Origin of the sequence: Alteromonas sp. 07-89-2 (assembly GCF_013113925.1) — a bacterium.
Classification (GTDB): Bacteria; Pseudomonadota; Gammaproteobacteria; order Enterobacterales; family Alteromonadaceae; genus Alteromonas; species Alteromonas macleodii.
The window spans coordinates 1-22,139 of the sequence record NZ_VTYM01000040.1 but is presented as its reverse complement, the minus strand read 5'-3'; the positions used below and the strand labels follow the sequence as shown (position 1 = coordinate 22,139).

20 protein-coding genes, 3 tRNA genes, 1 other RNA gene and 1 pseudogene are annotated in these 22,139 nt (G+C 44.7%); 8 read left to right on the top strand and 17 right to left on the bottom strand.

The window, feature by feature from the left end:
- Positions 1–109 precede the first annotated feature (109 nt).
- Entirely contained in the window at positions 110–1,198 is a 1,089-nt protein-coding gene (locus tag F0261_RS18635; RefSeq protein WP_171338639.1) for a tryptophan 2,3-dioxygenase family protein, read from the bottom strand.
- Positions 1,199–1,434: 236 nt separating this feature from the next.
- Between F0261_RS18635 and F0261_RS18630 the strand changes: the two genes are divergently transcribed.
- Positions 1,435–1,716, top strand: coding sequence for a late competence development ComFB family protein (locus tag F0261_RS18630; RefSeq protein WP_014948691.1), 282 nt, complete (start codon positions 1,435–1,437; stop codon positions 1,714–1,716).
- A 15-nt stretch (positions 1,717–1,731) separates the two neighbouring features.
- Here F0261_RS18630 and ffs read toward each other — a convergent pair.
- Both ffs and F0261_RS18620 read right to left on the bottom strand, forming a co-directional pair.
- Positions 1,732–1,828: signal recognition particle sRNA small type (gene ffs, locus F0261_RS18625), an RNA gene on the bottom strand.
- An 86-nt stretch (positions 1,829–1,914) separates the two neighbouring features.
- Positions 1,915–2,973, bottom strand: a complete 1,059-nt coding sequence (locus F0261_RS18620; protein WP_014978635.1) for a Glu/Leu/Phe/Val dehydrogenase dimerization domain-containing protein — start codon at positions 2,971–2,973, stop codon at positions 1,915–1,917.
- Between the two features lie 308 nt (positions 2,974–3,281).
- On the opposite strand from F0261_RS18620, the gene F0261_RS18615 reads away from it, so the two are divergent.
- Positions 3,282–3,749 carry an Lrp/AsnC family transcriptional regulator gene (locus F0261_RS18615; RefSeq protein ID WP_014948689.1) on the top strand — a complete coding sequence of 156 codons (468 nt, stop codon included), beginning with the start codon at positions 3,282–3,284 and terminating at the stop codon, positions 3,747–3,749.
- A gap of 45 nt (positions 3,750–3,794) precedes the next feature.
- Here the strand turns inward: F0261_RS18615 and maiA are convergent, their stop codons facing one another.
- The 7 genes from maiA to pspA form a co-directional block, all read right to left on the bottom strand.
- Entirely contained in the window at positions 3,795–4,448 is a 654-nt protein-coding gene (gene maiA, locus F0261_RS18610; protein WP_171338638.1) for a maleylacetoacetate isomerase, read from the bottom strand.
- Positions 4,449–4,603: 155 nt separating this feature from the next.
- Complete coding sequence (locus F0261_RS18605; RefSeq protein WP_171338637.1) at positions 4,604–5,614, bottom strand: fumarylacetoacetate hydrolase family protein; 1,011 nt, start codon at positions 5,612–5,614, stop codon at positions 4,604–4,606.
- A 399-nt stretch (positions 5,615–6,013) separates the two neighbouring features.
- Positions 6,014–7,570 carry a transcriptional regulator TyrR gene (gene tyrR / locus F0261_RS18600; protein WP_014948686.1) on the bottom strand — a complete coding sequence of 519 codons (1,557 nt, stop codon included), beginning with the start codon at positions 7,568–7,570 and terminating at the stop codon, positions 6,014–6,016.
- A 215-nt stretch (positions 7,571–7,785) separates the two neighbouring features.
- Entirely contained in the window at positions 7,786–8,586 is an 801-nt protein-coding gene (phhA, locus tag F0261_RS18595) for a phenylalanine 4-monooxygenase (protein ID WP_014948685.1), read from the bottom strand.
- A 203-nt stretch (positions 8,587–8,789) separates the two neighbouring features.
- The gene (pspC, locus tag F0261_RS18590) at positions 8,790–9,236 is read right to left on the bottom strand and encodes an envelope stress response membrane protein PspC (RefSeq protein WP_014948684.1); all 447 of its coding nucleotides are present in this window, start codon (positions 9,234–9,236) and stop codon (positions 8,790–8,792) included.
- On the bottom strand, positions 9,233–9,472 hold the full coding sequence (pspB, locus tag F0261_RS18585; protein ID WP_014948683.1) for an envelope stress response membrane protein PspB: 240 nt from the start codon (positions 9,470–9,472) through the stop codon (positions 9,233–9,235). The genes pspC and pspB overlap by 4 nt, the downstream gene beginning before the upstream one ends.
- Before the next feature lie 75 nt (positions 9,473–9,547).
- Positions 9,548–10,231 (bottom strand): phage shock protein PspA, encoded by a 684-nt coding sequence (gene pspA, locus F0261_RS18580; RefSeq protein WP_014948682.1) that lies wholly within the window; start codon positions 10,229–10,231, stop codon positions 9,548–9,550.
- Between the two features lie 222 nt (positions 10,232–10,453).
- Between pspA and pspF the strand changes: the two genes are divergently transcribed.
- From pspF to F0261_RS18550, 6 genes are read left to right on the top strand one after another with little or no spacing between them, the layout of a single operon-like run.
- Positions 10,454–11,575, top strand: a complete 1,122-nt coding sequence (pspF, locus tag F0261_RS18575) for a phage shock protein operon transcriptional activator (protein WP_171338636.1) — start codon at positions 10,454–10,456, stop codon at positions 11,573–11,575.
- A gap of 3 nt (positions 11,576–11,578) precedes the next feature.
- The gene (locus F0261_RS18570) at positions 11,579–13,339 is read left to right on the top strand and encodes an ABC transporter substrate-binding protein (RefSeq protein ID WP_014978630.1); all 1,761 of its coding nucleotides are present in this window, start codon (positions 11,579–11,581) and stop codon (positions 13,337–13,339) included.
- Positions 13,340–13,398: 59 nt separating this feature from the next.
- A complete protein-coding gene (locus tag F0261_RS18565; RefSeq protein ID WP_014978629.1) occupies positions 13,399–14,367 on the top strand; it encodes an ABC transporter permease in 969 nt (322 codons plus the stop codon).
- Positions 14,354–15,247: an ABC transporter permease subunit gene (locus tag F0261_RS18560; RefSeq protein WP_041449820.1), complete on the top strand. Its 894-nt coding sequence runs from the start codon at positions 14,354–14,356 to the stop codon at positions 15,245–15,247. The genes F0261_RS18565 and F0261_RS18560 overlap by 14 nt, the downstream gene beginning before the upstream one ends.
- A gap of 1 nt (position 15,248) precedes the next feature.
- Positions 15,249–16,244 (top strand): oligopeptide/dipeptide ABC transporter ATP-binding protein, encoded by a 996-nt coding sequence (locus F0261_RS18555; RefSeq protein ID WP_014978627.1) that lies wholly within the window; start codon positions 15,249–15,251, stop codon positions 16,242–16,244.
- A complete protein-coding gene (locus F0261_RS18550; RefSeq protein WP_014978626.1) occupies positions 16,244–17,050 on the top strand; it encodes an ATP-binding cassette domain-containing protein in 807 nt (268 codons plus the stop codon). Before F0261_RS18555 ends, F0261_RS18550 begins: the two co-directional genes overlap by 1 nt.
- 169 nt (positions 17,051–17,219) lie before the next feature.
- On the opposite strand, the gene F0261_RS18545 is transcribed toward F0261_RS18550, so the two are convergent.
- The 7 genes and pseudogenes from F0261_RS18545 to F0261_RS18515 all read right to left on the bottom strand — a co-directional run bounded on the left by F0261_RS18545 (position 17,220) and on the right by F0261_RS18515 (position 21,934).
- Positions 17,220–18,350 (bottom strand): sodium ion-translocating decarboxylase subunit beta, encoded by a 1,131-nt coding sequence (locus F0261_RS18545; RefSeq protein WP_014948675.1) that lies wholly within the window; start codon positions 18,348–18,350, stop codon positions 17,220–17,222.
- A 3-nt stretch (positions 18,351–18,353) separates the two neighbouring features.
- Positions 18,354–20,174, bottom strand: coding sequence for a sodium-extruding oxaloacetate decarboxylase subunit alpha (gene oadA, locus F0261_RS18540; protein WP_171338635.1), 1,821 nt, complete (start codon positions 20,172–20,174; stop codon positions 18,354–18,356).
- Positions 20,175–20,193: 19 nt separating this feature from the next.
- On the bottom strand, positions 20,194–20,481 hold the full coding sequence (locus F0261_RS18535; protein ID WP_171338634.1) for an OadG family protein: 288 nt from the start codon (positions 20,479–20,481) through the stop codon (positions 20,194–20,196).
- 542 nt (positions 20,482–21,023) lie between these two features.
- A pseudogene (locus tag F0261_RS18530) lies at positions 21,024–21,457 on the bottom strand (acyl-CoA thioesterase).
- Between the two features lie 141 nt (positions 21,458–21,598).
- A tRNA-Arg gene (locus F0261_RS18525) sits at positions 21,599–21,675 on the bottom strand.
- A 53-nt stretch (positions 21,676–21,728) separates the two neighbouring features.
- Positions 21,729–21,805, bottom strand: a tRNA-Arg gene (locus F0261_RS18520).
- Between the two features lie 37 nt (positions 21,806–21,842).
- Positions 21,843–21,934, bottom strand: a tRNA-Ser gene (locus F0261_RS18515).
- Between the last annotated feature and the right edge of the window lie 205 nt (positions 21,935–22,139).

Sequence of the window (22,139 nt, the reverse complement as noted above, 5' to 3'; positions counted from 1 at the left end):
TTTAAAGGGCCAGACAAACCTGGATATTTCTTTTTATTATAGCTCTACAACATGTGCGAAAAGATGTTGAAGGAATTATAAGATAAAATTAATAAATAAGGTTTACTCACTATTGCAGATAAAACCCCAGTCGTCTTCTTACAGTTTCAGGCAATTCTGGCAATGCACTCTTGGGAAGTAAGAAGGTTGCCATGTTAAAAAAATCTAAATAGATACGATTAGACGCAGTGGTTTTCTTGAGGTAATGATGTCCTGACGATCCACCAGTGCCAATTTTAGTGCCCAGCATGCGCTGAACCATCATTGCGTGACGATAACGCCATATAGTGAGTTGCTCGTCTATCTCTGTGAGTGCGGTAATAAGCTGGAACGGCAGATTAAAGATAGGCTCTTCAGAGTACTGCTTTATGAACAATGCAGAAAGCAATGCTTTATGACTCAAGCGGAACTTGCCCTCGCCTCTTAACTTTTCAAACTGCGTATCATCAAACAACGCATCAAAGTTCTCCATCGTTGCTTGTAAGTCTTTTAGCTCTTGTCGCCGCTCTGTATCAGATAGCATGTCACTGGTTGAAATTGTATGATGGTCGTCTTTCAACATTTCTTCTGCCGCATCTTTATAATATTGCCAAAAATCGAAACCTTCCGTTTTTAGAAGCGGCATTCTTGAAAGCCATTTGTCGACCAGCTCAAACAAACTGGGTTTGCTTTCAAGGGTTTCCAATAACGCTCTATCTTTATCAGTCAGACGGTTGTAGAAGCTTTGCTTATCAAAGTCGATTCTGAAATCACGCTTTAGGCCTAGTGATATTTCTAAACGCTTGAACTGTATACTTTGGAAGCCCGACGCGGGCACCAAGTAGTCCCTAAACGACAAAAACTGCTGTGGCGTCATGGTTTCCATGATAGCAATTTGATCGTTCATTAACTTTTGAATTTGTATGACTCGCTGTAAGCGATGCACCACTAGTGTTAGCTGCTGATCTTTAACCGTCTCTTGATTAAACGTATCAATTACTGCATTTAATTCATGAAGAACCTGCTTGAACCAAAGCTCATAAACTTGGTGAACAATAATGAACAGCATTTCTTCGTGCGCCGCGTCACCGTACTTCTCACTCTGTAAGTCCTGCGCCCCCAAAATCTTATCAAGCTGTAGGTAATCGCCGTAGTAGCAGGGCTCTATATTTTTTTTCATGTCGTTCTTGCCTTATTGCTTTGTTTAACTTCGTAATTCTATCACCGTCGACTCGACATCCACAGAATACAAGCTATACATTATAAGGATATATAGCCAAGGTTCGTGTTGTGCCATTTAGCTTGTATAAAAATGTGTCCAATTAGTTGGACAAGCGCTGTATTTTCCGCACAGCATATTTGCATACCACAGCACTTTTACGCAGGGCGCTAACAACAATTATAAGGGGAATGAACATGAAACTAGATGACGACATCCATAACTATTATGAACACCTGGTTTTAGAAAGAATCAGTAAGCTGGGGCTCGATACCACGAAAAGTCCTGATTACTTAGCAGACTTGTGCTGTCTTGCCTTAAATCAGGTTCCACCACGTTATATCCGCTACGAAGTAGACATGGCGTTTTACCTGCCTCAAAGCGAACGAAATCAAATGGAAATGAATGTTGAGCATGCTATTAGTAAAGCACTCAAGTACTTAGATGAAATAGAAAAGACTAAAAAAGAAGACGAATAAGGAATTTGGGTGGCGGGCCTCCAGCCACATCCCGGCACATGAGTCGTCTGCTGCGGCTGCTCCCTTCCAGGCCTGACCGGGTTCACAGAGTATCATTGCGGGAGGACCAAAAGCCCACCATAGAAAATCGCATTCAAAGCAAAGTCATTCGCCCCTGCTTGAGTGCGGGGCGCATTATGACTATTTGGTTGAGAGTTTTCAACCCTTTAAAGAAAATCTCTCTTCGGCAATAAGGTTGGCAACACGGTTTGTCGCCGCCCCTTCTTGCTCTGCACGGGTATAAATTTCTTTTAGCGTTTCGCCGATTTGCTCAATATGTGCGCGAAGCGCTTCATTAGAACTCGATTCCATACGCTGATGGAAGATGTCGATAACGCCACCCGCGTTGATCACGTAATCTGGCGCATACAGAATGCCGCGCTGTTGAAGCAATTCACCAATATCTTCACGTGCAAGCTGGTTATTTGCAGCGCCTGCAATTACTTTGGCTTTGATTTCAGGCAATGACAGATCGTTAATGGCTGCACCCAACGCACATGGCGCTAGCACATCCACATCTAAGCTCAGTATTTCTTCCGGCGCTACAGCTGTCGCACCAAATTCAGATACTGCTTTTTCAACACCTTCAGGATAGATATCCGCAACATAAATCTTGGCACCGTGCTCATGCAAATGCTTTGCAAGACGGTAGCCAACGTGCCCCATACCTTGAATAGCAACACTGACGCCATCAAGGCTGCGCTTCAAGCCGTACTCTACCGTCGCCTTCAATCCCACAAACACACCGTATGCTGTAGACGGAGCCGGGTTACCGTCAGGTACTTCGCCCGCATAGTGGTATTTAGCATTAACACCAGCGATGTAATCCGACTCGGTTGCCATGGTTTGCAAGTCCGTTACTGAAATACCAGAGTCTTCAGCAGTGAAATACTTGCCGCCCAATGATTCAACAAACTTTCCCATTGCCTTCATCATTTCTGGCGATTTAGCCTTACGAGGGTCGCCGATTATCACAGATTTACCGCCGCCAAGCTCCAAGTTAGCCATGGCTGCTTTATACGTCATCCCCTTTGACAGTCTCAACACATCGGTCAATGCCTCACCACTATTTACGTAGGGCCACATGCGACAGCCGCCAAGTGCTGGCCCCAGATTGGTATTGTGTACAGCAATAATGGCGCTCAAGCCCGCCTTCTCGTCATGATAAAACGCAACGTGTTCGTGATTATTGAACTCTGGGTGATCAAAAACTGACATATTTTCCCTATTAATACTGTGATGAATTAAAGCCTACCCAAGGTCTAGCTGTCACGAAAACGAAACGCCGCTCATTTGGGATGATGTGAGAGTCTGAAGATGATTTGCGGTACACTTATCGGCCTCGCAAAGATCAGCAACATTTTGCCAAGTGTATCCGATTGTTTTGAGGACAGGCCTTGCAAAGTTTGTTAATGAAATTTACAAACTGAAACGCAATAGAATTGATTACAATTTTTCTAGGACAGCTATCCTAGAATTTTTTTTGATATATAATAAACATCATAAAAACGACGGAAACAGTGTTAATGAAATTGGATAAATTTGACCGTGAGATTTTGCGCGTACTTCAGCAAGACGCCACGGTGTCGATGGCAGATTTAAGCCAGCGTGTAGGATTGTCGCACACTCCGTGCTGGAGACGTGTCAAACGAATGGAAGCCGACGGCATCATTCTTGGTAAAGTCACATTGCTAAACAGCAAAAAACTGAATTTAGGTGTGTCGGTCTTTATCTATGTCACGTTGAAAAACCATGACGGTGACTCGCTAACTGATTTTGAAAATGCCGTACAAAACATCGATGAAATCGTGGAGTGTCATACCACCAGCGGTGAAAAAGACTACTTACTAAAAGTGATAGTGGAAAGTATTGAAGAGTACGAATTCTTACTTAAAACGAAATTAACTCACCTGCCTCTTGTCGATCATTTAAGTTCAACCTTCGCCTTAAAGCAGGTGAAAAACACCACCGAGCTACCGATTAAACGCCAATAACTCAAAAAATGGGGTCAGAGTACATTTCTACTCTCCCCCTTCAGTCTAAGTGGCGTCTATTTGATTTTCGGGCTTAGCCCGCTCAAAAGCATCTAACTCGTTACAATTCTTCGCTATCTTACTAATTAAAGGGTAGCGACTCATATCGACGTTAAAACGTTGCGCATTATACACTTGGGGTACTAAGCAAATATCAGCCAGCGTAACATCGAAATCAAAGCAGAACTTTCCGGCTTGGGTCTGAAGACGCTTTTCAATGCCGTCGAACCCCAGCGTTATCCAGTGGGATGCCCACTTCGCCACATCATCTTGTGACGCCTCAAAATTCCCTTTTAGCGCATTCAGTACACGTAGATTACCCAAAGGCTGAATATCACACGCGATATCTTGTGCTAGCGCTCTGACTCTGGCTCTCTCTGTTCGATGTTCAGGAACCAGCTGGTGTGCGCCTTCATACCGTTCATCAAGATATTCGATGATTGATAGCGATTGATTCAGAATAATATCTTCGTCTTCATCAACCAAAGTAGGGACAAGGTGCGCAGGATTGAGACGCGTATATTCGGTACTATGCTGCTCGCCACCGTTGTTTACAAGATGGACAGGTACATACTCGTACTCAACCCCTTTCAAATTCAGCGCAATCCGCACGCGGTAAGAGGCGGTCGAACGCCAATAGCCGTAAAGTTTTATGCTCATGGTACTACCACACCTATTAAACGTTTTTGGTAGGAGTACAGGGCTTTGATGAGTCTAAACGCTCTACTCCCTCTTATAATGATAGTGGGGAAAACAACAACGTGCCTACCGAGTAAACCACGTTATTACCCCACACTACTTTTCATTTTAAAATTTTAGCTAAGCGGTTTAACTTGCTGTTCAATTGCGCCAAAAACAGAGTGGCCTTCTTTATCTAGCATTTCGATGCGAATACGATCGCCAAACTGCATGAAAGGAGTAGAAGGTTTGCCGTCTCGAATAGTCTCAATCATGCGCACTTCTGCAATACATGAATAACCCATACCGCCTTCAGCGATGGCAGAGCCATGATCTGTACCCTGTTTATTAGACACTGTACCCGAGCCGATGATAGCACCTGCACCTAGGTTTCTGCTCTTGGCGGCATGCGCGACTAGCTGACCAAAATCAAACGTCATGTCCTGACCCGCTTCAGGCTTACCGAATAGTTCACCATTGTAGGTTGAACGCAAAGGCAAGTGCACTTTGCTATCTTTCCACGCATCACCTAATTCATCTGGTGTTACAGCAACCGGAGAAAAGCTAGACGCAGGTTTTGATTGGAAGAAGCCAAACCCCTTCGCCAGTTCGCCTGGGATTAACCCTCTAAGTGATACGTCGTTAACTAACATAATAAGTCGAATGCGCTCTGAAGCTTGTTCAGGCGTACACGCCATAGGAACATCATCAGTAACAACAGCGACTTCACCTTCAAAATCGATTCCCCAATCATCACTTGGAAGTATGATGTCATCCTCGGGTCCAATAAAGTCATCGGAACCACCTTGATACATCAATGGGTCAGTCCAAAAGCTTTCCGGCATTTCTGCATTACGCGCCTTTCGCACCAATTCCACATGGTTCACGTAAGCACTTCCATCAGCCCATTGGTAAGCTCTAGGCAGAGGCGACTTACAGCGAGATGCGTCAAACGGCACGCTGTCACACGCATTGTCATTTAGCGCTTGGTATTTCATCTGTAGCTGAGGGGCAATCTCTTTCCAATTATCCAGTGCGTCTTGCATCGTTTTCGCAATGTCCTGTGCACTGCATGCTCGAGAAAGGTCCTTCGACACTACCATTAGGCAGCCATCTCGGGTTTCATTCTTATAGGTTGCTAGTTTCATTGTTCTTTCCTCGAAAAATTATTCATCAGCTTGGCGCTCTTGTCTTTTATCAGACCTATATCTTTTTACGCGGCAGCATCACACGCAATTCCATGATTATAGTTATGCCACTAGTTGGTGTGCATTGAGAAGTGATCTGTTGACGAAGTTTTATTTGGCTGTAAGAAAGGATGTACGCTAGTAAGCCTCTGTTGAGCAGGTATAGCGCTGCCCGCTTGCTCCGTGGGCGATGTAAATTTATCGTAACAGATGAATTGATATTGCTATGAGGCACAAAAACGCATTAACGGTATAAAAATTGGCGTAGACCATTTGCCATTTTTACTTTGCTAAACGACGTCAAATATACTTGGTCACATTGACCTTCACCCTATGGTAAAGGTCAATGCTCCCATCTAATTAAAGCTTAACCGTTGCCTTGTTAATGCCGTACTCACGTAACTTATTTGCAATTGCCGTATGACTTAATCCCAGTTTTTTAGCCAATTGACGGGTACTTGGGTAGGAAGGATATAACCGTTTGAGCAAGTCCTTTTCAAACTTCTTCACTTCTTCGTCTAATGTGCCGTCAAAGTTTTCGTCAATATAAGTGACGCTTGGCGCACAACTTGGAAGCTGAATGTCTTCCTTGGTAATCTCCTTACCGTCAAGGAGTGATAACGCGCGATACAACGCATTCTGTAGCTGTCTCACATTACCCGGCCACGGGTATTGCTGCAGAAAATCAACACAGGATTTACTGAGTTTCGCAGGACGACGACCTAACTTGGTACTGTGTTGAACGATGAAAGACTCGGCTAGAGGAACGATATCCTGCCTTCTGTCTTTTAAAGAAGGCATAACTAAACTTAGTACGTTTAAGCGGTAGTACAATTCTTTTCTAAATCGTCCTTCTTCTACAAGCTGACCTAAATCACGACAGGTGGTACAAATAAATCGCACATCTACCTTAACTGGCTCAGAATCTCCTACTCTTCTAAATTCGCCGTCTTCCAGAACGCGGAGCAGTTTAGCTTGAAGCTGAGAAGACATATCAGCAATTTCATCGAGAAGAAGCGTACCGCCTTTCGCTTGCTCTAACAGCCCCACTTTTGCATTAGGCTGATTGAATGCGCCCGCTGCGTAACCGAATAATTCGGTTTCTGCCACGCTGTCAGGTAAAGACGCGCAGTTTAAAGCTAAAAATGCACCTTCACTGCGACGGCTAGACTGGTGACAGGCTCTAGCAATCATTTCCTTGCCTGTGCCTGTTTCACCAAAAATTAAAATAGGTGCATCCAAATCAGCTATTCGCTTGGCTTCATGAACGACTCGCTTCATAAACGGAGACTGAGTGACAAAGCGGTCAAAGCTATCAGTGGGAGACTGGTGAAACGCGGTAAACTGTTGTCCTAGTCGCATCTCTGATTTTAATATCACCACAGCACCTGCCATGATCATATTCTGCTCGCCGTCAGGTACGGTAATAGGCAGCATATCGGCTAGGTAATCCTGTTGAATAAACTTCACTTTCGAAGACTGAGGGCCAGGCGATTTACCGTCCATCCATTTAGTAAAGTTAAAGCCTTTCACAACTTCGCCAATTTCAATGCCTTCTATTTCGCTACTCGGAATTTCTAGCCCCGCGCATACCGCTTCATTGCATAGCAAGATATTGCCTTTGGCGTCGATAGAAAACACAGGGTCGGGCAACGTTCTTAAAATAGCGGAAAGCTGATTTTTTTCACGCTCCCCTGGCATGAAAAGCGTGGTCTTCACATCGTCGATACCATCGATGCGGCGAATTTGAGGCATGAGGTGTTGAAAATCTGCAAATTCGATATTGGGAAAATTAAGGAAAATTTTCCCCGCAGGGTCAATTTCAATACCGCGTAAATCTATTTCTTTAGTAACGAGAATATCTAAAACATCTTGAGTGATACCAAGACGATCCTGACAGCTTATTTCTAGACGCATAGGGTGTTATAGCTATTTTGTAAACATATATGTACAGAATATCATACTTTTACAAAAAGATAACAAGATAAATGTTACAGATGGTTAAATTTGCGATGAATCACACATTTAAGAACGCGTAGAGAGCATGATTAAAAGGCCGCGCATACCAAATAAAAAAGATGCCGCTTCAGTGAGCGGCATCCTATATAAAACACATTTAATTAACAATAGTGTTAACTGGCTTTTTTCTCTTTAGGTGGGAAAAGTGGGGAAAATAGCCCTAAAGACTTCGCTTCTTCTACGAGTGCCATAATATCCATTTCCGCTAATTCAAACAGATGGTCGAATTCCGGTAAGATATAATAGAGAGGCTGCATAATATCGATACGATAGGGTGTTCTTAATGCATCAATAGCAGTGAGCGGGTTACGCAGAGGTGTGTCGCTGTCTAACGCATATATTGTCTCGCCAGGAGAAGATAAGATGCCTCCACCGTATATCTTCAATTCATCTTTGGCTCTCACCAATCCAAACTCTACGGTGAACCAATAAAGACGAGCAAGATAAACTCGGTCTTCTTTGCTGGCAGCAAGGCCCAACTTTCCGTAAGTGTGAGTAAAATGAGCAAATGCAGGATTCGTTAGTAGCGGACAATGACCGAAAACTTCATGGAAAATATCCGGCTCCTGCAAGTAATCGAATTCTTCTCTGGTGCGAATAAAGGTGGCAACAGGAAATTGCTTATTCGCCAGTAATCTGAAAAATTCGCCAAAATTAATTAACGCAGGCACTTCAGCTGTTTGCCAACCCGTTTTCTCCATCAGTACTTTGTTGATGTCGGGTAGCTGAGGGATTTCCTTTTCATTTAACTTCAACAAATCAAGCCCGTCCAAGTATTCTTGGCACGCTCTTTCTTTCACCAGCGGAATTTGTCTCGCATAGAGTTCAGACCAAATTTGGTTCTCTTCGTCTGACCAATGGATAATGCCATTCTCGTCAGATTGTCTCGACTGGTATTGCGTTGATTTTGGCATAACTTCTGTAACCAATAAGAGTTGAAAAACTTGTCTATCAGTCTAATGAAATTCGCGACGTCGAAAAGTGTAAGCCCTTACGAGCGACTCGATTTTGCTGTAACAGGAATTTTACAAAACCAAGTAAACGCATTGTTTTATATAATAAAAAGCCGCTCATTACGAGCGGCTTCATTCAAGTTTGCTTGGTGCGCCATCGCCAATTAAAGACGGCTAATTTCTTTATTGAGTTGATATTCGCGAGACGTTACATAAGTTTCCATTTTACGAAGCCGAACTTCTGCTTTTTCAAAGCGATTGCGAATATCGTGAAACGCTTGTTTTGGTGGCTCGCCCGCCTGCCAAACTTTCGTTTTCACTTCCACTTTTGGGCTTTTTACCTGACCACCGTTGGGATTTGTCCATCCCTTACCTTTTGAGAAAACAGGTTGCGTTGGCGCATTTTTTAACCCAACAGGTTTTTTATCGAGAATGAACCAAGCTGCAATGTATGCAACAAAGATGAAAGGTCCGGCTAACAAGAAGAAACCTGTTACAACTAAAATCCTTACTAACCAAGTTTCTAAGCCGAAATATTCAGCTACACCCGAGCACACGCCTGCAATTCTTGCATTTTCTGGGTTGCGATAGAGCTGCTTACCGTTTCTCATGCTCTATTCCTCCACTCAGGTGCCTCGCTGTCTAAAATGGCCTCTAGAGTTTCAATGCGTTCGCTCATTTTCTCGGCTTTCTCGGCTAAGTCTTGCAAAGATGCGTGCTCTTCTGCACTCAATCCCTGATTCACTTGCTTCTTGCTTCGATAGTGTAATATTAGCCAAATTGGAGCAACGAATATTGAAAACACCACAAGGGGCATCACCAACATTGCAATCGTACCTTCATCCATCTCAATCTCTCCTACAAACTCTGATGTAATTACCCTCCTTCCGATTTCACATCCGGAGGGTACACCCTATTCTTATTATTCTGATTTTTCGGTGCTTGTGTTTGCACCTTTTACTTTCGCTTTAAGCGCAGCAAGTTCGTCTTCAACTTTGTCACTGGCCTCTAGTTCAGCAAACTCATCCTGTAACGTTTTCTTACCTAAATCGTAAGCTTCAACCTGCGACTCAAGGTCATCGATTTTACGCTCATATTGCTCAAAGCGTCCCATCGCATTATCTACTTTAGTGCTATCCAGCGTCTTTTTCACTTCAAGACGAGAGCTTGCAGTTTTCTGGCGCATAATAATCGCTTTTTGGCGACTCTTCGCATCCGCTAGCTTTTCTTGAAGCTGACCAATTTCATCCTGAAGTTTGCTGATTTGCTCATCAACAATGGCCAGTTCTTTACTTAACGCTTCAGCAGCTTCTGCAGACTTCTTCTTTTCCTGCAGCGCAGCACGCGCCAAGTCTTCTCTGTCTTTGCTCAAAGCAAGCTCAGCTTTGGCCTCCCAGTCACTTGCATCGCTTTCATACTTTGCAATTTGATTAACAATTTCTTTTTTGTTGGCTAAGGTCTTCGCTGATGCTGAGCGCACCTCAACCAATGTGTCTTCCATTTCCTGAATGATTAATCTAACCATTTTCTCAGGATCTTCCGCTTTATCTAAAAGCGCATTAATATTCGAATTCACAATATCTGTAAAACGCGAGAAGATACCCATAATAATTACCTCTTGCTAAAAATGGTAAGTGTTTAAAAAACACCACACTTGATAAATAGGTTACTCTTGGTATTAGTTGTATTCAATATGCTTGCCAACTTTATAACTGTGCTAACCTGCTATTTTTCATACACTTTTTATAAGTTCAAATAATACTCGTTTCTCAATATGTTTTGTTCTACACTATTAATTGGTCGAAATGACTAACTTTTGAGGGATTTAATGAGTAGGTATCGACAGCAAGACAATTTACTTGGCCAAGCGAATAGTTTTCTAGAAGTTTTAGAGCAAATTTCACAAATTGCACCGCTAGATAAACCTGTGCTGGTCATAGGTGAGCGAGGCACAGGTAAAGAGCTTATTGCCGCGCGACTTCACTTCTTATCTAAGCGCTGGGATCAGAACTATATTAAGCTTAATTGTGCTGCCTTAAGTGAAAGCCTATTGGAGAGTGAATTATTCGGTTATGAAGCAGGTGCGTTCACCGGTGCCTCAAAACGTCGCGAAGGTCGCTTTGAAGTGGCCCACAACGGCACCTTATTTCTTGATGAACTGGCTAATACTTCTGGCCTTATTCAGGAGAAGCTACTGCGCGTTGTCGAATATGGCGAATTTGAGCGCGTTGGCGGAAGCAAGTCAGTAAAAACTGACGTACGCCTTATTGCAGCTACAAACGAAGACTTACCCGCGCTTGCCGATGCCGGTGAATTTCGTGCAGACTTACTCGACCGACTTGCCTTTGACGTAATTACCATTCCTCCGCTACGCGAACGTAGGGAAGATATCATGATGTTGGCAGAAAACTTTGCTATTAATATGGCCCGTGAAATGGAAATGGAATTATTCAGCGGCTTTACAGAGAAGGCGAAGCGGACCCTTCTTGACTACGATTGGCCAGGCAATATACGTGAACTAAAGAACGTGGTCGAACGTGCAGTTTATCGAACAAATAATCCTCATCTGCCCGTACATGAAATCGTTCTTGACCCCTTTGAGTCAGCTTATCGCCCGAAAGGTAGAGTGAAGACCAATGACAGAGTGAATACGTCCGACTCACCCGTTACTCAGGCCCCTTCAGAGGCCGCTGCCACCAATGAACGCATTGAAAGTGCAGACATTACGCCACTGGCACCAGTGAAAAAGCCAGAAATTGTTGAATATCCCATAGATTTGAAAGAACGTTCTCAACAACATGAGATAGATATGATAAAACAGGCACTTGCTGACAGTCAGTTTAATCAGAAGAAGACTGCTGAAAAATTGAGCCTGACGTATCATCAGCTGCGAGGCTATCTCAAAAAATATAACTTACTAGATTCTTCCGCGGAAAGCGTCGAGGCGTAAAGCATGTCCCATGGTTTGGTAAAGCGTTTGTCATTATGTATATGTACAGCGCTTCTTGTTGCATCCTGTGCTAAGCAGAACAAACAAGCGTTTTACAATACGGGTATTATATACTGCTCTGAAAGCAATCCAGTTACCTTCAATCCGCAGCTAGATACATCAAGTACAACGTCAGATGCATCTTCACACCAACTCTACGATAGATTGCTTGATTTCGACCCTGAGTCTGGCCGCATCGTGCCTAGTTTGGCGAGTAGCTGGTTAGTGAGTGATGACGGTCTTACCTACGCTTTTCAACTGAGAAAGGATGTATGGTTTCACAATACGCGCTACTTCACGCCAACACGAAACTTTAACGCCGACGATGTTATCTTCAGTATAGACAGATGGCGCCTACGCTCCCATCCATACCACTACGTATCTGGTGGGCGCTATCCCTACTTCGAAAGCATAGGCCTTGCACAAAATATCGCGTCGGTAGAGCGCGTAAACGGCTACCGCGTTGAAATTACACTTAAGCGCAGGGATAGCTCATTTTTGGCAAATCTAGCAACCGATTTCGCCGTTATATTATCAGAAGAATATGCTAACCAGCTGGCACAGACCGGCACGCCGGGCAAAATCGATGAGCTTCCAGTAGGTACTGGCCCCTTTAAATTCGATAGCTATCGCAAAGATCATTTCATTAAGTTCCTGCGCCACGACAACTATTGGCGTGACCAAATGGAAGATGCGCCTACGAGTGATGAAGCCCTAAGCTATAACAATACTGTAGAGAGTGCCAACCAAGAAGTTGAAAATGGCCAAGGTGGTGAAGATACTGTTCAAGATGGTACAGCACAAAACGGTGACGAAACGCGCCCTGTTGTAGAGCAGCTTATATTCGACATTACGCCAAGAAGCTCACTGAGACTGGCTAAATTAATGACCGGGGAATGTGACGCTACCGCTTTTCCTGCACAGACTGAACTTGAAGTGATTCGGGCAAAAGAAGATCTGACGCTAGCGGAAAAACCAGGACTAAACATTGGATTTTGGGCGTTTAACACTCAACGCCCTCCTTTTGATAACCCAGATGTAAGACGTGCGCTAGCGGCCGCAATCGATAAGAACACACTGCTAGAAGCGGTGTATTTTGACAGTGCTACTAGAGCTAAGACCCTGCTGCCTGCGGCAAGCTGGGCGTTTCAAAATGACGCAGACGATACCGCCTACAATCCAGTTCTAGCGCGCAAATTATTAGCTGACGCCGGTGTTAAGGCCGGCTTTTCTATGACGATATGGGCTATGCCTGTTGAACGCTCTTACAATCCTAACGCAACAAAGATGGCCGAGCTCATTCAGCGTTATTTGCGTGATGTAGGCGTAGAAGCAACCATTGTCAGTTACGATTGGACTACCTTCAGACGCCATCTTCAGGAAGGCCTGCACGACTCGGTATTAATTGGTTGGTCTGCCGACAACGGAGACCCAGATAACTTCTATCGTCCGCTATTGAGCTGTGGCGCTATACCCTCAGGTACAAATCGCGCCATGTGGTGTAGTGAAGACTATGATAAGTTACTCAACGACGCTCTTCAGACAGATGATATTGAAGAACGCACAGCCATATACCGGCAAGTTAACCGATTATTATACGAACGCCTTCCTCTTGTTCCCATCGCACATGCCTATCGCTATCAGGCATACAGGAATGAACTAGAAGGAATGACCATTAATCCCTTTGGCGGTGTACGCTTTGGTGGAGTAAAAAAAGCACTGTGATCCAGATCCTCGTAAGATACTGCACTTTATTTATATTAACGCTTTTGGTGTTAGCGATTATGTCGTTTTCACTCGCCTACCTTTTTCCAGGCGATACACTTGAAAACCTAACAGGACTCGTGCCGCAAAATGAAATTCAACGCGCGGCATTGGAGCGGCAATTTAAACTAGATCAGCCCTATATTTTCCAGTTTTTCTATTATGTAGGCAATTTGCTCACTGGTGACTGGGGATACAGCTTTACGTCAGGCCTGCCGTTAAGAAAAGAGGTAGGTATTGCGATGCCGGCCACAATAGAACTGGCAACCTATGCCATGTTGATGGCGTTATTCATTGGAATACCGCTTGGTTATTATGCGGGGATTCGCAGCTATTCAACGTCTGATCACCTAATAAATAGTGCAAGTATAACGACCTATTCTTTTCCTGTTTTTTGGTTTGCGCTCCTGCTTATATTGGTTTTCAGTTTGCAGCTAGACGCTGCACCGCTGTCGGGTCGTATCAGTTTGCTTTATAACATCGAACCCGTGTCAGGCTTTATTCTCATTGATATTTTATTGTCTGACGTAGAAAACAAGACCTTAGCCTTCAAAGATGCGTTATCGCACTTAGCATTACCTACGTTTGCCATTGGTGCTATCGCCACCGCTTCGATGATACGTATAACAAGACGTTCAGTTATAGACGTGAAACACCGCCCATATATCGCTGCAGCAATATCTAGAGGCCTTTCAAGTTGGCAGATATTCTTTCGTCATATTCTGCGTAACGCGTTACTGCCCATTTTACCGCTAATGGCGATACAAATTACGACATTAATAACGAACGCGATGATTGTCGAAACCTTGTTTTCTTGGCCGGGGATCGGTAATTGGCTGATTCAAGCTATTTATCAACGAGATTACCCTGCCCTTAGAATTGGTATGATGGCAGTATCCACGGTGGTAATTACACTCACGATTCTGGTTGATTTGTTTAACCGAATGATTGACCCAAGCAGAGAGAAATACGAACGTGCCACAGTTTAGTTTATACGACGAAGAATTCCATCCGTCGCCGTGGCAACGGACTTGGGCATCATTTAAAGCGAGCCACATCGCCATGCTTGGCCTGATTATGCTGGCGTTGTTTGTTGTTTGCGCGCTGTTCGCACCAATCATCACTCCCTATGATGCCGTGGAACAAAATATCGACGGACTGTTAATACCGCCTAGCTGGTTAGCTAATGGCTCTATATCGCACCTTTTCGGTACTGATGCGCTGGGTCGAGACCTCTTTACCCGCATAATTTATGGGTGTCGCATCACACTAGGCTCCGCATTCATTACTGTTGTGCTTGCCATGTTGGTCGGCGTTAGCCTTGGGACCTTTGCTGGTATGCTGCGAGGTGTTCGCTCAAGTATCGTCAACCACTTACTCGATGCACTTATGGCCATTCCCACGCTACTTATTGCGATTATTATCGTTGCAATATTGGGTACCGGTCTGGTTAACAGCATGTGGGCAATTACCCTTGCGCTTATTCCACAGTTTGTGCACCACACAAGAAGTTTTGTGCGCGCCGAAATGAAAAAAGAATATATAGTGGCGTCTAAATTGGACGGTGCCAGTAGATGGCAACTTTTTGCTCATTCTATACTACCCAACATGACCGAAATGCTGGTTGTACAGGGCACGCTTGCACTTTCTATTGCAGTTATCGACATATCTGCACTTGGCTTTCTGAATTTAGGCGCACAGTCAACGCTTCCTGAACTTGGTGTTATTCTAGCTGATGGGCTAGATGTTGCTTATCTAGCACCGTGGAACGTTGCCGTCCCCGGCATGGCAATATTCTTTATGGTGCTATCTATCAACATTGTGGGTGACGGTTTGCGTTCAGCACTTAGAAAAAGAGTGAGTCATTAATATGCCAATGCTTGATATTAAAAACCTCACCTTGGAAATGCAGAGCAGCGATGGCGCAATTAAAGCGTTGGACAAGGTTAACCTGTCGGTTAGCAGCGGGGAAATTCGCGCACTGGTAGGAGAGTCAGGCTCAGGCAAAAGCTTGATCGTGTCCGCCATTTGCGGAGCCCTTCCTAGCCAATGGAATTTAACGGCTGACCGCATGAGTTGGAATGGTGAAAACCTGCTGAGTATGTCTGTGCAGCAGCGTCGTGAGGTAATGCGTCGAGAAATAGCGGTCGTGTTCCAAAACCCACAGGCAAGTTTAGACCCATCGGCAACGCTTGGAGAGCAGTTGGAAGAGAGCATTCCCGATGAATTTGTTGAAGGGAGCTGGTTCTGGCAACGAGCACAACACCGCAAAAAGATCGCAATAAGCACCGTTCACAAAGTAGGAATAAAGCACCACAAACATTATTTAAGCGCTTTTCCTCATCAAATACCGGCTGACATAGGTCAAAAATTCATGATTGCGATGGCCTTGGTTTCACAGCCTAAATTGCTCATCGCCGATGACCCAACTCGGGGAATGGAGCCTACAACAAAAACACAAATTCTGAAGCTCTTCACGCGTTTGAATCAGACCCGCTCGCTCTCGATCTTGTTTGTTAGTCACGACCTACTGGCAATTGCAAGTATGTCTCACTCTATGACGGTGTTGTATGCAGGGCAGACTGTAGAATCAGGTAGAATGAAGCACATTAAGAAGCGCCCTCTGCACCCTTACACAAAAGCATTACTAGACAGCGCGCCAAGCTTCAGAAAAGATCTGCCACCGAAATCGTTGCTACCCACGCTTGGTGGCTCTATTCCCACACTACAGCATTTGCCTATTGGTTGCCGATTAGGTCCACGCTGCCCTCGTGCACAGCGCGCCTGTGTACAAACGCCAGCCGTGCGTAAAATTCACGATCACAATTACAGCTGTCACTTCCCTCTACATATGGAGAAGCTGTAATGGATATCATGCAGGTTAAAGATCTCACGTTTATTCATAACGAAAGGAAACGTTGGCTAAAACGCCCTGAAGTATTTCAACTTGGCCCAGTGAACTTAAGCGTAAAGCGCGGTGAAACCATTGCAATTATTGGTGAAAACCGCTCAGGTAAATCCCTGTTGGCTAAGCTCTTGGTAGGTGCACTGCCTGCTGATGCAGGTGAAATTGAAATTAACACACACAAATATTTAGCCAAATACCAGTCTAAAGATAGCCAGCAAAAACGTACCCATGACATTCGTATGATCTTGCAGCATAGCTCCGAATCGATGAATCCATCGGTTCCTGTGGGAAAAATTTTGGATGAGCCATTGCGTTTGAATACAGGCCTAAGCGAAGCAGAACGCAAACCAATTATAGAAGATATGTTGGTGAAGGTAGGTCTCTTGCGCGAACACTATTACTTTTATCGACATATGCTTTCTGATGGACAGCAGCAGCGCGTAGCGCTAGCCAGAGCCATTGTGTTAAAGCCCAAAGTGTTAGTGGCTGATGAACCCTTTGCAGCGTTAGACCCTTCCATTCGTTCGCAAACGGTGAATCTTATATTGAAGCTTCAGCAGGAACTAGGCTTGGCGTTTATCTTTATTAGTCACAACTTGGGTATTGTACGACACATTGCAGACAGGGTTATTGTGATGGAAGGCGGTGAAATTGTAGAAGAAGGCAAGACCGAAACTATCTTTAGGTGGCCGCAGCATACGCGCACTAAGAAACTCGTAACCGCATACCAATCTCTAGTGCCACAAAACACAATTCGAGAATAACGAGGTTATCATTTAAGTACTGCTTTCTTAAGACGCGTACTTACACAATGAGCAGAGTCGTTCTGCTCAACGCGAAAAGAAAGCGCTAAAAAGCCTTTTTTAAACGAAACCCACGCAATAAAAAAGGGGCAAATAAATTGCCCCTTGTATAGCAATGCATTCGTGCTTTCTAGCCAACCAGAGCCAAAAGTATACCTGCGGCAACCGCACTACCTAGCACGCCAGCCACGTTAGGTCCCATTGCATGCATAAGTAAGAAGTTATGGGGGTTTGCTTCTAGCCCAACTTTGTTCACCACTCTGGCTGCCATCGGCACAGCAGAGACGCCAGCTGCGCCAATCAGTGGATTTATACTGCCACCCGACAGCTTACTCATTAGCTTGGCCATGAGTACGCCTGCGGCAGTGCCTATACCAAACGCGATAGCCCCAAGCCCCAAAATACCTAAAGTCTCGACCGTAAGGAATGCTTCAGCTGATAACTTTGATCCTACTGCTAAACCAAGGAAAATAGTGACCGTATTGATGAGCTCGTTTTGGGCTGTTTTGCTCAATCTGTCTACCACGCCACACTCTTTCATTAAGTTACCGAAGCAGAACATGCCGACAAGCGGCGTTGCGGCTGGTAAAAACAAGATAGTCATAAACAGCACAGCAAGCGGGAAAATAATCTTCTCTCGCTTTGACACAGGTCGTAGTTGACCCATTTTTATCTCGCGCTCTTCTTTTGTGGTCAGCGCTTTCATGATAGGTGGCTGGATAATAGGCACCAACGCCATATAAGAGTATGCAGCGACTGCAATCGCACCAAGCAAATCAGGCGCAAGGCGTGAAGCGAGGAAAATGGCAGTAGGCCCATCCGCGCCACCTATGATAGCAATGGCACTCGCGTCTTTTAACGTAAACTCAAAGCCAGGTATAAGGTTTAACGCTATCGCGCCAAACAAGGTAGCAAAAATACCGAACTGCGCAGCTGCGCCAAGTAACAACATTTTAGGGTTAGCAATAAGCGCACTGAAATCAGTCATTGCGCCCACGCCCATAAAGATGAGCAGAGGAAATACACCTGTATCTATGCCGATTTTGTATATGTAGTGCAGCAACCCACCCGCTTCTGAAAAACCAGCAATAGGGATGTTAGTAAGCAATGCACCAAAACCAATGGGCAGTAAAAGCAATGGCTCAAACTTTTTAACAATGGCCAAGTACAACAAGCCGAAACCCACTGCCATCATTATAAGCTGGCCGGCTTCAAAGTGCGCAAGCGCGGTACTATCCCAAAGTACCATTAACTTATCCATGTACTACCCCAATAAGATTAACGGTTGACCACTGGTTACGGCATCGCCTTCACTAGCAGTAATGTCGGTGACCGTACCGGTGTATGCGGAGCGGATCTCTGTCTCCATTTTCATGGCTTCCAAGATCATCACTACATCGCCTTCTGACACGCTGTCGCCGTTTCTCACCAAGATTTTGAACACGTTACCTGCAAGCGGTGCATCAATAGACTGTGAAGCGGTAGAGGCTGATGGCGCACCGCTATTGGTTTGAGGCTGTGCTTGCATCTGAGAGCCACTAGCAGGTGTAACGCTCGTCAGCGTACCTGAAGGTGCCACTTCTACGCGATACACTTTTCCATCTACGTTTACGTCGTAAGTTTCACTCGCGGTAGCCCCTTGTGAGTTTGGCTTGGCTTCAGCAGGCTTAGGCGCACTCGAGCTTTGCGACTCTTGCGCGCTAGGTGCAGGTTCAAACGCATCAGGGTTGCCGCGGTTTTCGATAAACTTTAGGCCTATTTGCGGGAATAAGGCATAAGTCAAAACATCATCAATTTTATCGTCTGACAGCGATAGTTGCTTTTTCTGAGCCAGTTCATCAAGCTCTTTACTCAGTGTATCCAGCTCTGGGGCAATATTGTCAGCAGGGCGACATGTCACGGGTTCTGCGCCATCAAGCACACGCGCCTGCAACTCCTTGTTTACTGGTGCTGCGGTAGCGCCATATTCACCTTTGAGAACGCCTGCGGTTTCTTTTGTAATGCTCTTGTAACGCTCGCCGGTGAGTACGTTAAGCACTGACTGCGTGCCCACAATTTGTGAGGTTGGCGTAACAAGAGGAATGAATCCAAGATCTTCCCTTACCCGTGGAATTTCTTTTAACACTTCTTCGAATTTATCTTCAGCGCCCTGCTCTTTAAGCTGACTTTCCATGTTGGTTAGCATTCCGCCCGGTACTTGAGCCAAAAGAATACGTGCGTCTACCCCTTTGAGACTGCCTTCGAACTTGCTGTATTTCTTTCTTACCTCTCTGAAGTAACTGGCAATGTCTTCAAGCTCAGGCAATGAAATGCCCGTATCGCGTTCAGTACCTTCTACGATAGAAACCATGGTCTCAGTTGCGCTATGACCATAAGTCATGCTCATTGAAGAAATAGCCGTGTCCAGCATATCAATGCCGGCATCTATAGCTTTTTGATATGTCGCCGTACTCAACCCTGTTGTGGCATGGCACTGCATGGCAATAGGTACATCAACCGTTTCTTTTAATCCGGTAATCAATGCCTCGCACTCGTACGGTTTTAAAAGCCCAGCCATATCTTTTACGCAGATAGAATGAACCCCTAGGTCTTCAAGCTGTTTCGCCATTTCGAGCCAAAGCTTAAGATTGTGCACAGGGCTTACCGTATAAGAGATTGTCCCTTGCGCGTGAGCGCCACTGTCTATGGTCGCTTTTATTGCGGTTTTCAAATTCCTAATGTCATTCATGGCATCAAAAATTCTAAATACATCTACGCCACTTTCGTGAGCTCGCTCTACAAAGCGAGTGACAACATCGTCAGCATAATGGCGGTAACCCAATAGGTTTTGACCACGCAACAGCATTTGCTGTTTCGTGTTAGGCATGGCTGCTTTTAGCTTTCTGATGCGCTCCCAAGGGTCTTCCCCTAAATAACGAATACAGGCATCGAATGTAGCACCACCCCAAGATTCAACTGACCAAAAGCCAGCTTTATCTAGTTTTTCCGCTATGGGAAGCATATCTTCAATACGCATGCGCGTAGCAAGAAGGGATTGATGGGCATCACGCAGAACCAGCTCGGTAAGGGCCAGAGGCTTAGACATGGTAACTCCTGATTAGGCTTTATTTTTTAGAATTTTGGCGATGGGTATGAATTGCGGCAGAAATAGCTGCGATAACGTTTCCGTCTATTCCTGGTTGTACCGCTTGATTGTTTCGACTCAAATTAGCTGAAGACTCTTTTAAATGAGCTGAAGGCTCTGCTTTTTCACCGGGAAAAGCTTCACAAAATCGGGCAATGAGATGAATACCCACAATAAGAAGCCCTAAGAATGAGAAAACAAATACCATTCCTATAAGCATAAGAGAACCTGCTTCAAAGAGCAGGCTAGCGACGGATCCCGAATCCATATTCAATCCTGTTGTTATTTTGTACCTGAATAAGTATCACGTGGTTTTTCAAAACACAACAAAGTAGCATAAAAAACCACTTTAAAATGAATAAAACCCGCCAAAATGAAACTTAATGCATTATTCTTTAATAAATTTGCAACAAAAGCATATTTTAGGAATTAGCATAAGCGTTGCCGATGCCAGCAATCTACGTTTACGTTCATTTATACTCACGCCTTAATGAAAGCCTATATTCTCCGTAAAGTCACTGTCTAGCTGTTTAGCGAAATCTTTCGCATGCATCGCCAACAATACCAATCCGCATAGATAATCGCCCACTCAGAAGGCGCTGGCAAGTTTCCTAGCAAAGCGTGGGAATGCAGGAATGGCTGTTCCCTTTCAAATTCCCAGAATGCAGCTAGGAAGCTTGCCAGACCTTCCCAAAGGGCGAGTTTAAAATGTCCGTACTCTTTGTTGTGTCACCTTGATGTAGAACCACTATACCTACGGTAACACGCCGCGATTACGAACATTTTAACTCTCGCTGAGTGGGTGATTATCTATGCGGACTGGTATAAATCTAGCTGCATATGTCGTTCATCCTCGGGTACGTAAGCAGGCACATTTACTGGGCTTCCCTCACAGTCCACCGCCATAAAAGTTATAAAACAGCGATTTGCGACAGACGTAGTGTTTTCGGTGGCGTCGCCCGATTTAACCACAACATAGATATGCATACTTGACGCACCAGTGTGTACCAACGATGCGGTTATCTCAACTAGTTGGCCTACTTTTATAGGTTTTATGAAACGTATGCCATTGGCAGATACCGTGACGCAGTAACATTTGGACCACTGCGCGGCACAGGCATAGGCTGCTTGGTCAATCCATTTCATTAAGCTGTTATAGAGAGCATGCCACCGTGAACGTTACCGCCAAAGTTGACGTCGGTAGGTTCTGCTAAAAATCGAAAAGTAGTAGATGGATGTGCCATAGCGTACCTCGCGCTTTACTGCTGTTAGACACATTAAGTTTAGCTTAAATTTTGAACAGCGCGCTTAGACGAAAGTGGAGAGAACAAAAATAAAAGGAGTAGAAATGAAAAAACCCACCTAAAAAGGTGGGTTTTTCAATATGGCGCGTGTGGAAGGATTCGAACCTCCGACCGCCTGGTTCGTAGCCAGGTACTCTATCCAGCTGAGCTACACACGCGTAAACTTGTGTACTTTTGAATTTTACATCAAAAGGTGACGCTTTAAAATAAGTGGCGCGTGTGGAAGGATTCGAACCTCCGACCGCCTGGTTCGTAGCCAGGTACTCTATCCAGCTGAGCTACACACGCGCAAAACTTGTTGTTGGCCGCCACTGCCAACGAATAATGGCGGAGAGGGAGGGATTCGAACCCTCGATACGCGTATATGCGTATGGTTCCTTAGCAGGGAACTGGTTTCAGCCACTCACCCACCTCTCCTTGACTGCGGGGTGCATTTTACGGATTCATTGGCCTGAGTCAAACCTTTTTTATAAAGAAATTGTTCACCCGCTGCCATTTTAAACGATTCGAGCAAAAAACCAGTAATTTGTTCGCAATACAAGCAATTAAACCGAATTTTATTTAACAATGCTCGTTAATTTGCATTTGAATATGCGCAGCTTCATTGCAGTTTTAACTGACC

What these genes read in the sequence shown, in the direction of transcription:
- F0261_RS18630 (WP_014948691.1), top strand. Translation starts at nt 1,435, where the DNA reads ATGAAACTAGATGACGACATCCATAACTATTATGAACACCTGGTTTTA.
- F0261_RS18605 (WP_171338637.1), bottom strand. Translation starts at nt 5,614, where the DNA reads ATGAAACTAGCAACCTATAAGAATGAAACCCGAGATGGCTGCCTAATG.
- pspB (WP_014948683.1), bottom strand. Translation starts at nt 9,472, where the DNA reads ATGGATGAAGGTACGATTGCAATGTTGGTGATGCCCCTTGTGGTGTTT.
- phhA (WP_014948685.1), bottom strand. Translation starts at nt 8,586, where the DNA reads ATGCCAAAATCAACGCAATACCAGTCGAGACAATCTGACGAGAATGGC.
- F0261_RS18535 (WP_171338634.1), bottom strand. Translation starts at nt 20,481, where the DNA reads ATGGATTCGGGATCCGTCGCTAGCCTGCTCTTTGAAGCAGGTTCTCTT.
- F0261_RS18550 (WP_014978626.1), top strand. Translation starts at nt 16,244, where the DNA reads ATGGATATCATGCAGGTTAAAGATCTCACGTTTATTCATAACGAAAGG.
- pspA (WP_014948682.1), bottom strand. Translation starts at nt 10,231, where the DNA reads ATGGGTATCTTCTCGCGTTTTACAGATATTGTGAATTCGAATATTAAT.
- tyrR (WP_014948686.1), bottom strand. Translation starts at nt 7,570, where the DNA reads ATGCGTCTAGAAATAAGCTGTCAGGATCGTCTTGGTATCACTCAAGAT.
- pspC (WP_014948684.1), bottom strand. Translation starts at nt 9,236, where the DNA reads ATGAGAAACGGTAAGCAGCTCTATCGCAACCCAGAAAATGCAAGAATT.
- F0261_RS18545 (WP_014948675.1), bottom strand. Translation starts at nt 18,350, where the DNA reads ATGGATAAGTTAATGGTACTTTGGGATAGTACCGCGCTTGCGCACTTT.
- maiA (WP_171338638.1), bottom strand. Translation starts at nt 4,448, where the DNA reads ATGAGCATAAAACTTTACGGCTATTGGCGTTCGACCGCCTCTTACCGC.
- F0261_RS18570 (WP_014978630.1), top strand. Translation starts at nt 11,579, where the DNA reads ATGTCCCATGGTTTGGTAAAGCGTTTGTCATTATGTATATGTACAGCG.
- F0261_RS18565 (WP_014978629.1), top strand. Translation starts at nt 13,399, where the DNA reads ATGTCGTTTTCACTCGCCTACCTTTTTCCAGGCGATACACTTGAAAAC.
- F0261_RS18635 (WP_171338639.1), bottom strand. Translation starts at nt 1,198, where the DNA reads ATGAAAAAAAATATAGAGCCCTGCTACTACGGCGATTACCTACAGCTT.
- pspF (WP_171338636.1), top strand. Translation starts at nt 10,454, where the DNA reads ATGAGTAGGTATCGACAGCAAGACAATTTACTTGGCCAAGCGAATAGT.
- F0261_RS18615 (WP_014948689.1), top strand. Translation starts at nt 3,282, where the DNA reads ATGAAATTGGATAAATTTGACCGTGAGATTTTGCGCGTACTTCAGCAA.
- oadA (WP_171338635.1), bottom strand. Translation starts at nt 20,174, where the DNA reads ATGTCTAAGCCTCTGGCCCTTACCGAGCTGGTTCTGCGTGATGCCCAT.
- F0261_RS18620 (WP_014978635.1), bottom strand. Translation starts at nt 2,973, where the DNA reads ATGTCAGTTTTTGATCACCCAGAGTTCAATAATCACGAACACGTTGCG.
- F0261_RS18555 (WP_014978627.1), top strand. Translation starts at nt 15,249, where the DNA reads ATGCCAATGCTTGATATTAAAAACCTCACCTTGGAAATGCAGAGCAGC.